Raw genomic sequence first — 9,631 nt, 5'->3', positions numbered from 1 at the left:
TTAGGTCATTTCTAAAAATACAGCATTTGCGATCGCACCTGCGGAATGTGGGCTACAAGAGTGCAAAAGGTACAAATGCCAAGAGGTCTATTGTTTTGACCTTTGCCAACCTTACTAAGGAGATGTGCCGCAGGTGGTGGGATTTTTTACTATGCGTATTCATAAATAATTAGTATCAAAATAAATGTAATTATAATTAGAAATGATTAAGTTTTACGGGCAATACATAAACATATTCATATTTTAACTAAAATAAATTCCGTAAATTCCCCCTTGCTACTGATATTTTAGATTATTTAAAAGTAAAAGTTAGTGCAATCAGCCTTGAAAATTCTAGAGAGTTAATAAGTGGAAAAACAGCACCGATATAACTGGTTCAAAGCTGTGAGATTTTTTCGTCAGCAAGAATTACTTGCCCTGTTGTTGGGGATTTTCTTCTCAATCTCTGTATTCCTACTCTGGCAGAGACTTTTAATCCAAAATCCGGGTTTATTAACACAACTAGAATTAATTGCATGGTTATTAGTTGTTGTCACGTTGACATTATCAATCTATTTTGCCTTGGCAATGAATGCAAGAAACCAACAAATAACAGCAATTAATCAGGAGTTAACTCACAGAATTTTTGAACAGAAACAGATAGAAATTGCCTCGATCGCCAGTGAAAATCGTTTGCGACAGCTACTGGAAACAGTCAAAGTCATCCCTTGGGAATTAGACTTGAAAACTTGGCGATTTATTTACGTAGGGCCGCAAGCGGTAGACTTGTTAAATTATCCGATCGCAGAGTGGTACGAGGAAAATTTTTGGGTTAATCATCTGCATCCAGATGACAAGGAAAATTCTGTTCGTTTTTGTCAAGAAGCAACTGCTAGGTGCGAAAATCACGAATTGGAATATCGGATGTTAGCTGCTGATGGGCGAGTTGTTTGGCTGCGAGACATTGTTAGTGTCGTTGAGGAAGCCGGAACTGCGATCGGGTTGAGGGGATTTATGTTTGACATTACTGATTTAAAGCTGGTTGAAGAAACCTTGAGGTTGAGGGAGAGGGCACTTGCTGCCACCAGTAATGGAATTATGATTGCCGATGCCAGAATCGCCTACAATCCCATTATTTACGTTAATCCTGCCTTTGAGCAAATAACAGGCTACAGTGCTACTGATGTAATTGGGCAAAACTGTCGATTTTTGCAACGCACAGATACCCAGCAACCAGCACTTAATGAATTGCGCTCATCTATTCAAGCTGGAAGAAGTTGCAAAGTTGTTCTTCGCAACTATCGCAAAGATGGTAGTTTGTTTTGGAATGAATTGAGTATTTCTCCGATTCATGACGACAAGGGTGAGTTAAGTCACTTCATTGGCATCCAGAGAGATATTAGCGATGTCTACAACGAGCTTTGCTTACGCAGGCAAGCCGAAGCCAATCTACGTCGGCAAGCCCTCACCTTTGAAAATATGCATGATGGCGTAATTATCACAGATTTAACCGGAAGTATTATTGACTGGAATCCTGCTGCCGAAGGTATGTTTGGCTATACCAAAGCTGAAGTTTTAGCTAAACATCCCAGTATTTTGCATCAGCCGGAAGTAGCCGCAACATTAAGCGCCAACATTTTGTCAACAGTGAATCAGCAAGGACGCTGGTCAGGGGAAATACACTTTATTCGCAAAGATGGTAGTGAGGGAATTTGCGAAACAACCGTAGTTGCTCTACAGAATGAACAGGGGGAAACTGTTGCGACTGTCGGCATTAATCATGACATTACCGAACACAAACGAGCTAAAGAGGCACTGCAACAGCAATTGCATCGCACCCTACTACTCGAACAAATTACTCAAGAAATTCGTCAAAGTCTTGACACCAGCAAAATCTTTAAGACGGCTGCTACTCAAATTGGACAAGCATTTGCAGTCGATCGCTGTTTGATCCACTCTTACATTAGTAACCCCACACCCCAAATTCCCCTAGTAGCAGAATATAATACACTCCCTGGTTACTGCTCTGTATTGAAATTGGAAGTTCCCATGACTAACAATCCTCATGCCGAGCAGATGATCGCCCAAGAAAGTGCGATCGCTTCTCCAAATGTCTACGTTGAGCCTTTATTGCAAATGGTTCAGCCTATCTGCCGAGAAATTGGGCTGAAGTCTATGCTGTCAATCCGCACTTCCTATCAAGGAGAACCCAATGGAGCGATCGGTTTACATCAGTGCAGCTATTTTCGTCAATGGACACAAGATGAAATCGAATTACTAGAAGCTGTGGCGGCTCAACTGGGTATTGCTCTAGCACATGCTCACTTACTGGAACAAGAAACACGCCAACGTGAAGAACTTACCTTGAAAAACTTTGCCTTGGAGCAGGCAAAACGTCAAGCAGAAGCTGCAAATCGGGCAAAAAGTGAGTTTTTGGCCATGATGAGCCATGAAATTCGGACTCCGATGAATGCTGTTATTGCCATGACAAGTTTACTGCTGGATACTGACCTTACACCTCAACAGCAAGACTTTCTAGAAATAGTTCACAGTAGCGGAGATACTTTACTCACCATCATTAACGATATTCTAGATTTCTCCAAAATTGAATCGGGCAAACTGGAATTAGAAGAACAGCCTTTTAATTTGAGAGCTTGTGTGGAGGAGGCTATTTCCTTTTTAGCTCCGAAAGCTGCCCAAAAGGATATCGAACTAGTTTATCTGATCCAGCCCCAAGTTCCCATTGAGATCGTCGGTGATTTGACTCGTCTGCGCCAAGTCTTGATGAATCTTCTCAATAATGCGATCAAGTTTACCGAAACCGGAGAAGTATTACTCTCTGTTGAACTGGTGATTGGGGACTGGGGAGCAGGGGAGCAGGGGGAGAAATCAATTCAAAATTCAAAATTCAAAATTCAAAATTCAAACATTTTAGAACTTCTGCCCCTCTGCCCCTCTGCCTCTTATGCCCAATCCCCGATACCTGTTGAAAAAGAGCAACTTCTCTACGAAATTCAATTTGCCATCAAAGATACAGGTATTGGTATCGCACCAGAGAAAATAGAGCGATTATTTCAACCTTTCACTCAGGCTGATGTCTCCATGACTCGACGATACGGTGGCACAGGGCTGGGATTGGCGATTAGTAAGCGGCTCAGTAAGATGATGGGCGGCACTCTTTGGGTAGAAAGCCAGGGGTTTGTTGGTGGTAATTCTAGCCCTAGATGGGATAAGAGAAAATTATTATCATTTCCTGACTCTTCACCAGGTTCAACATTTTACTTCACCATTATTACCAAAGTGGCTGCTCAATCAGAACAAGCTGAATTAAGCACTTCAACCCTGCTTGCATCCAAGCGACTATTGATTGTGGATGATAATTTAACCAATCGCCAAATTCTTAGCTTGCAAGCTGAGTCTTGGAAGATGGAAACTTATGCTGCCAAATCTGGAAAAGAAGCTTTAGTTAAACTTGCTCAGGGAACACAGTTTGATATAGCTATTTTAGATATGCAGATGCCAGAAATGGATGGCATAACTCTAGCTCGTCAAATCCGCAAGCAATCTGGTTGTCAAAATCTGCCTTTGGTAATTATGACCTCTTTAGCGAAAGTAGAAACTTTTTCTGATCTTAATGATGTCCAGTTTGCTGCTGCTTTGAGTAAACCCATCAAACACTCTCAACTCTACGATGTTATGACTCGTGTTTTGGGAAATCAGCCGAGGATCGGCAGTATTTCTCATTTTCCCTTGGTAGATCGGCATTTAGGTCATCGACTGCCACTGCGAATCCTTCTGGCAGAGGACACAATTGTTAATCAGAAAGTTGCTCTATTGATGCTACAGAAAATAGGTTATGGCGCAGAGGTCGTCAGCAATGGGCTAGAAGCGATCGCAGCTCTGCAAAAACAGCGATTTGACGTAGTGTTGATGGATGTTCAGATGCCCAAAATGGATGGTTTAGAAGCAACTCGGAGAATCTGTCAAGAATGGGGGGTAGGTTTTCGTCCTTATATCATCGCCATAACTGCCAATGCCATGCAGGGCGATCGCCAACTTTGTCTTGCCGCTGGTATGGATGACTACATTAGCAAACCCATTCAACTACAAGAGTTAGCTCAAGCACTGAGCAAATGTCCACCCCAAAGAAATTTTAAATTCACTTCCATCGAACAACAAGGGGAAGTAATGCGTCCAGAATTGCAACCTTCGTCAAATATCTTAGAGTCATGGCAAAACCAGACATTAAAAAGTACCAAAATTGATGCCAAAATCCTCCAATCCTTGCAGCTTATGCTTAGAGGAGATCGTGTGGCATTTGCGGAACTAATTGAGTGTTATCTTACAGAGACAGATAGACTAGTGCAACATATCAGCACAGCGATCGCAAGTCAGGATATCCAAACTATATGGAAGACAGCACACAAACTCAAGTCCAGCAGTGCTTCTATTGGAGCTATCGTCTTGGCACACATTTGCAAGGTGTTAGAAGTACAGGCACGCAGCAGTAACTTAGAAAACAATTTAGAATTACTTTCACTACTGTATCAGGAATATGAACAAGTTAAAACTGCCTTAGAAAAAGAACTCGCGAAGGAAGCACCATGAAAGCCACTGCTCAAGAAAGCCAATCTTTAGTTTTAATTGTTGATGATGAACCTTTTATTCGCATGATACTGCGGCATTTCTTAGAGCGGGAAGGCTATCAAATAGTGGAAGCTCAAAATGGCATAGAGGCAATAAATCTTTTTAACCAATTGCACCCTGATATAGTACTCCTTGATGCCATAATGCCGGATATGGATGGATTCGAGTGTTGCACTCAGTTGGAACTTCTGGATTGTAACAAGCATACTCCAGTTTTAATGATTACAGGACTGGAAGATCAAGAGTCAGTTGACCGTGCATTTGCAGTGGGAGCAATGGATTTTGTTACCAAACCGATTCACTGGCCAGTTTTGCGACAACGGGTAAAACGCTTGATTCAGCAATCTCAGTTACAGCAAAAACTGGAAGCCGTGAATCTGGAATTGCAGCGATTAGTTACTATCGATGGATTAACTCAAGTAGCTAATCGCCGACGGTTTGAAGAGTATTTTTCCCAAGAGTGGCAGCGTCTAAAACGCGAGCAACGTCCGCTTTCTCTGATTCTTTGCGATGTTGATTTTTTCAAATTATATAATGATACCTATGGTCATCGGGTAGGCGATCGCTGTCTTCAGAAAATTGCCCAAGCTATCAAAGATATTATTAAACGTCCCGGAGATTTAGTTGCCCGTTATGGTGGGGAAGAATTTGCTGTGATTTTACCGAACACAGACACCAAAGGGGCAACTCATGTTGCCGACCAAATTTGTCGTGCTGTCCAAACATTAGCAATTCCTCATCAAAAATCCCAAGTTAGTTCTCATGTAACTATTAGTGTTGGGTTTACAACAGAAATTCCTCAGCCAGATTCTGACTTAGAAGAAATGATTACCGCAGCCGATCGGGCGTTATATCAAGCAAAGGCAGCAGGACGCGATCGCTTTGTGCAAAATATTTTACTACCCGAAAGTAGAAATTTACGCTAATGTGTCAACATTCAGTTATCTGCCCAATGCCCAATGCCCAATGCCCCATTCCCCATTTAAAAATCTACCCCTCTTTTAAGTTCTACACCTTGATTAGCATAGTGTTTGTGGCAATAAACCTCTGAGTGGACGCTAGCCAAATCAAAGTACGCGGGTGGATTTTGGCAGCGACCAGTGATAATAATTTCGGTATCGCGGGGTTTGCGGAGTAAAGCTTGGACAATGGGTTCAACGGGGAGTAATTCTAAGTCAACAGTGGGATTGAGTTCATCGAGAATAATAGTTTTATACAATCCAGAGGCGATCGCAACTTTTGCAATTTCCCAACCTCGTTCGGCTTCTACATAATCTAATTCTTGTCGGGAATTTCGCCAGACGATCGCATCTCCACCGCAACGCTGATGATCCACCACTTCTGGATATGACTGCTGCAAAGCGGCGATCGCAGCGTCTTCTGTGTAGCCGCTACCACCTTTAAGCCACTGCATAATCAATACACGGGTAGACCCTGGATGATTAATTCCCCTACCAATTGCCTGTAAAGCTTTGCCTAAAGCACTAGTAGATTTACCTTTACCAGCACCAGTATAAATTTCAATCCCTTCCAGAAAGAGGGCTTTGGCTGTTGGGTGATGATGAGGTTTCATTTCTGAGTGCAAATCTGCAATATCGAGCAATTTTTGGGGTGCGGCGCGTCCAGTGGCGATGATTTCCAACTCTTGGGGTTTAGATTTTAATGTCTTTACGACTTCATCCACTGGTAGCAAACCCAAATCCAGAACTGGGTTAATTTCATCCAAGACGACAACTGAATATAAACCACTAGCGATCGCACCTTTAGCCACATCCCAACCCCGCATTGCCTCGTCTCGGTCAAAGGTGGTAATTTCTTCTGGGCCAAAAAATTCGGCTCTCCCGGTGCGAACCTGATCAATTAAATGGGGAAACCCGCGTTGTAAAGCTGCGATCGCGCCATCTTCGTCATAATCTCGTTCTGGCCCTTTTAAAAATCGCAGTAGTAAAACACGATTAGAATTGCTAGGCGTATTTATTCCCAAGCCAATGGAGCGCAAAACCACCCCTAAAGCCGCTTGAGATTTACCTTTACCCAGACCATCGTAGACGTGAATTTGACCAATAAGCCGTTCTTGACGCACTTGCGCCGTCCGAATTCCAATACCGTTCCTTGTCATCTCTGGAAAAGCTATAACTATGGCAGTCTTTAATCTTACCTAACCTCTTGTACTCTCAGGTAGAGAAACTGCCCCTCTAACGCCTCTGTACAAGGGTTAGTTCGATCTATTAACAATATCAATAGAGGAATACTGGCACACTCGCATAGTAAAGGACAAGAACAATGGGATAATTTCCCCCATCACCCTTACTATCCCAGTTATACTCACTACAGTTAACCCTTACCCTTAAACATTTATGCTTGACAATTGGATGCTTCCCAGGGTTTTTCCCATTGGTGGATTTCTGTTTGACTTTTTATTTGTACTGATTGCTATCCCCATCGAAGCTTATGTTTTGCATTCTCGACTAAAATTTGACAAAAAAACCAGTACTTTTTATGCAATTTCTATCAATCTGTTTTCTAGCGTAATTGGTTGGTTCATATTTTTTGTATCAGAACCAATGTTACCAATACAGGTGAAATCAGAATTAATTAACTATATGTTTTTTAATAATTTTAAATCGGCGAACACACAACCTTTTATTATTTTAACTGCTTGTATAATTTTTTTTACTACGTTTTTGATGAAATTTTTCATTTTAAGGGTCTTATTATTCTCATTAAATGAATCATTTGCGACCAAGGAAGAGGAACCTAAAACATCCCAGCGCTTGCAACGGCGTCGTTTTACCACCCTTAATTTCCAAAATACTAATTTAGTTACTACTGTACTAATAGCAAACTCTCTAAGCTATACTGCAATAACTATTATTTTATTATTTCGTTCAAAATAGCAATAAACTACTTGTTTATTTCAGAGGAAAAATATTGATTAATCAGGTGTACGGAGGAATATGAATACGCTACTAAAAGATGTCTTTGGGACTTTTAAATTTGTTGAAGGGCTTTATGCGGGAATTAGAAAAATATTAATTCCACCCAAAGCTTATTCTTGGCAGACATTTATTTATTTGAGTATTTTTTCTTGGATACTTTCATATTGTGCCACAGGTTATATCAAAGATATAATTGCATTTTTCGGTTGGTTATTTTTAATTGCTGGCACAGCTTGGTATACAACCGAAGATCCTTTGAGGGTTCCTGGTACTTTTATGCCAGTCGGGGCAGTAATCACTGGATTCTTAGTGAGTGTTTTTGCATTTGGAGATCAACGAGATATAATTACACCCAGAACAATCGTTTTTTGGCCGACAATTTCAGCACTAATTACGGCAATACCAGAGTTTATCGAAGGAAATGATACCGATGCAAAAGCTCGCATTCCTAAACCACAAGATCGCCAAAGAATCATAATTTTAGTTGCTAGTAGTATGTTGCTAAGTTGCTGGATTCAGTTTCACTTTGTGACGGATAATTGGTTACGACAATATCCCAGTTTGCAGGCAGATACTTTTAAACATAGTACCTTTGTTCCTAGAACAGAAGAATTAGTAAAAATTCCCAAAAACGGCGTTATCATTCTCCAGAGACTTCAACCAATAGTAGTAGAGCAAATAGCCCAAAGACCTTGGTCAGAAGTAGAAAAATGGTTGCTAGATGCGAAACAGCGGGTAGGAAATCTGGGCAGGGAAATCATTAAAAAGAACCTGAGTAAATATGAAGAAAAGGAACTATGGCGCGTTGAACCGCGTGTAGCTAATACTAAGTCTGGATATATATTAGATTTATTAAGTATTTGGATAGGCCCGAGTTCTAACCCACGGGGCTATTACTTAAAAAAATCTTGTCGCATTGAACCAGTTGCAACAGCTACTAATTCTGAGAATAAGATTACAGTTGCAGAAATCGAATGCGATCGCGCCAGTAAATTAATTTCTGGTTCACCGCCTCCGCAGCAGTGAGGAGTGGGGCAGAGGAGCAGAGGAGCAGGGGGCAGGGGAGCAGGGGAGGCAGGGGAGGCAGGGGAGGCAGAGGGGAGAATAATAATTTCTGACAAATGACAAATGACAAATGACAAATGACTATTAACAGAATTTTTGTATTGGCAAAGAATGTGTTTCAGGAAGTGGTACGCGATCGCATCTTATATATTATTGGTTTTTATGCGCTAGTACTCGCTACTGCCTTCCGCGTCCTTCCTGAATTTGCAGCTACGGCTGAAGATAAAATGTTTTTAGACTTTGGGATGGCGGCGATGAATGCCATCGGGTTAATTATTACGATATTTATTGGTACGGGACTAATTAATAAAGAAATTGAAAAACGCACTGTTTTAGTATTAATTGCTAAACCCGTTAGTCGCAGCGAAATTATCGTCGGCAAATACTTGGGTTTATCCGCAGTTCTGGCTGTACTTGTGGCCACGATGACCGCAATTTATCTGGTATTTCTGCAAATTGGTAATATTCCTCATCCTACGGCAAGCATTCTCATTGCTGCAATTTTCTTATTTTTGCAGTTGTCATTAATTACTGCCGTGGCTATTACCTTCGGTGTTTTTACTGCTTCTCTGCTAGCGACTGTTTTAACCTTTGCGGTATATTTAATCGGAAATATTACTCAAGATTTAGTACAACTTGGTCGTCTAAGCCGTAACCCTGGTATGGAACGTCTAACTCAAGCTTTGTTTCTTTTCTTACCAGATTTATCTCGATTAGATTTGAAAAATGATGCCGTATATGGTCTGCAAGCACTACCTGACACCACCGCACTGATTATGAATGCTAGTTATGGCTTACTTTATAGTGCCATGTTGTTAGCGATCGCTATTCTAATCTTTTCACAACGTGAATTTTAGACATTGGGCATGGAGAAGAGACAAAGGAGACAAGAAAGAAGGGGGAGACAAGGAGAGATTTTCAATAACTTCTCCTTATCTTCCCTGCTTGTGATTTTACCCCCTGCGTGACCAAATTTTAAACCATAACGTGACCATAAGTTA

Annotated in this window: 6 protein-coding genes; 5 read left to right on the top strand and 1 reads right to left on the bottom strand. The window is 41.2% G+C overall.

The window, feature by feature from the left end:
* Window positions 1-348: 348 nt before the first annotated feature.
* Together RM368_RS37110 and RM368_RS37105 are read left to right on the top strand one after the other, a co-directional pair.
* Entirely contained in the window at window positions 349-4,587 is a 4,239-nt protein-coding gene (locus RM368_RS37110) for a PAS domain S-box protein (RefSeq protein ID WP_322698689.1), read from the top strand.
* Window positions 4,584-5,552: a PleD family two-component system response regulator gene (locus RM368_RS37105; RefSeq protein ID WP_322698688.1), complete on the top strand. Its 969-nt coding sequence runs from the start codon at window positions 4,584-4,586 to the stop codon at window positions 5,550-5,552. Before RM368_RS37110 ends, RM368_RS37105 begins: the two co-directional genes overlap by 4 nt.
* Before the next feature lie 56 nt (window positions 5,553-5,608).
* Here RM368_RS37105 and RM368_RS37100 read toward each other — a convergent pair whose 3' ends face one another.
* Window positions 5,609-6,745, bottom strand: a complete 1,137-nt coding sequence (locus RM368_RS37100; RefSeq protein ID WP_069068662.1) for a cob(I)yrinic acid a,c-diamide adenosyltransferase — start codon at window positions 6,743-6,745, stop codon at window positions 5,609-5,611.
* 238 nt (window positions 6,746-6,983) lie between these two features.
* Between RM368_RS37100 and fraC the strand changes: the two genes are divergently transcribed.
* The 3 genes from fraC (at window position 6,984) to RM368_RS37085 (ending at window position 9,487) form a co-directional block, all read left to right on the top strand.
* Window positions 6,984-7,523: a filament integrity protein FraC gene (gene fraC / locus RM368_RS37095; protein ID WP_322698687.1), complete on the top strand. Its 540-nt coding sequence runs from the start codon at window positions 6,984-6,986 to the stop codon at window positions 7,521-7,523.
* Between the two features lie 60 nt (window positions 7,524-7,583).
* The gene (gene fraD / locus RM368_RS37090) at window positions 7,584-8,591 is read left to right on the top strand and encodes a septal junction protein FraD (protein ID WP_322698686.1); all 1,008 of its coding nucleotides are present in this window, start codon (window positions 7,584-7,586) and stop codon (window positions 8,589-8,591) included.
* Window positions 8,592-8,707: 116 nt separating this feature from the next.
* Window positions 8,708-9,487, top strand: a complete 780-nt coding sequence (locus RM368_RS37085; protein ID WP_322698685.1) for an ABC transporter permease — start codon at window positions 8,708-8,710, stop codon at window positions 9,485-9,487.
* Window positions 9,488-9,631: the final 144 nt, after the last annotated feature.

This window comes from Nostoc sp. DedSLP03 (assembly GCF_034530815.1).
In the GTDB taxonomy this organism is placed as follows: Bacteria; Cyanobacteriota; Cyanobacteriia; order Cyanobacteriales; family Nostocaceae; genus Nostoc.
This window is presented reverse-complemented; position numbering and strand designations above follow the sequence as displayed.

What these genes read in the sequence shown, in the direction of transcription:
- RM368_RS37105 (WP_322698688.1), top strand. Translation starts at nt 4,584, where the DNA reads ATGAAAGCCACTGCTCAAGAAAGCCAATCTTTAGTTTTAATTGTTGAT.
- RM368_RS37085 (WP_322698685.1), top strand. Translation starts at nt 8,708, where the DNA reads ATGACTATTAACAGAATTTTTGTATTGGCAAAGAATGTGTTTCAGGAA.
- RM368_RS37100 (WP_069068662.1), bottom strand. Translation starts at nt 6,745, where the DNA reads ATGACAAGGAACGGTATTGGAATTCGGACGGCGCAAGTGCGTCAAGAA.
- fraD (WP_322698686.1), top strand. Translation starts at nt 7,584, where the DNA reads ATGAATACGCTACTAAAAGATGTCTTTGGGACTTTTAAATTTGTTGAA.
- fraC (WP_322698687.1), top strand. Translation starts at nt 6,984, where the DNA reads ATGCTTGACAATTGGATGCTTCCCAGGGTTTTTCCCATTGGTGGATTT.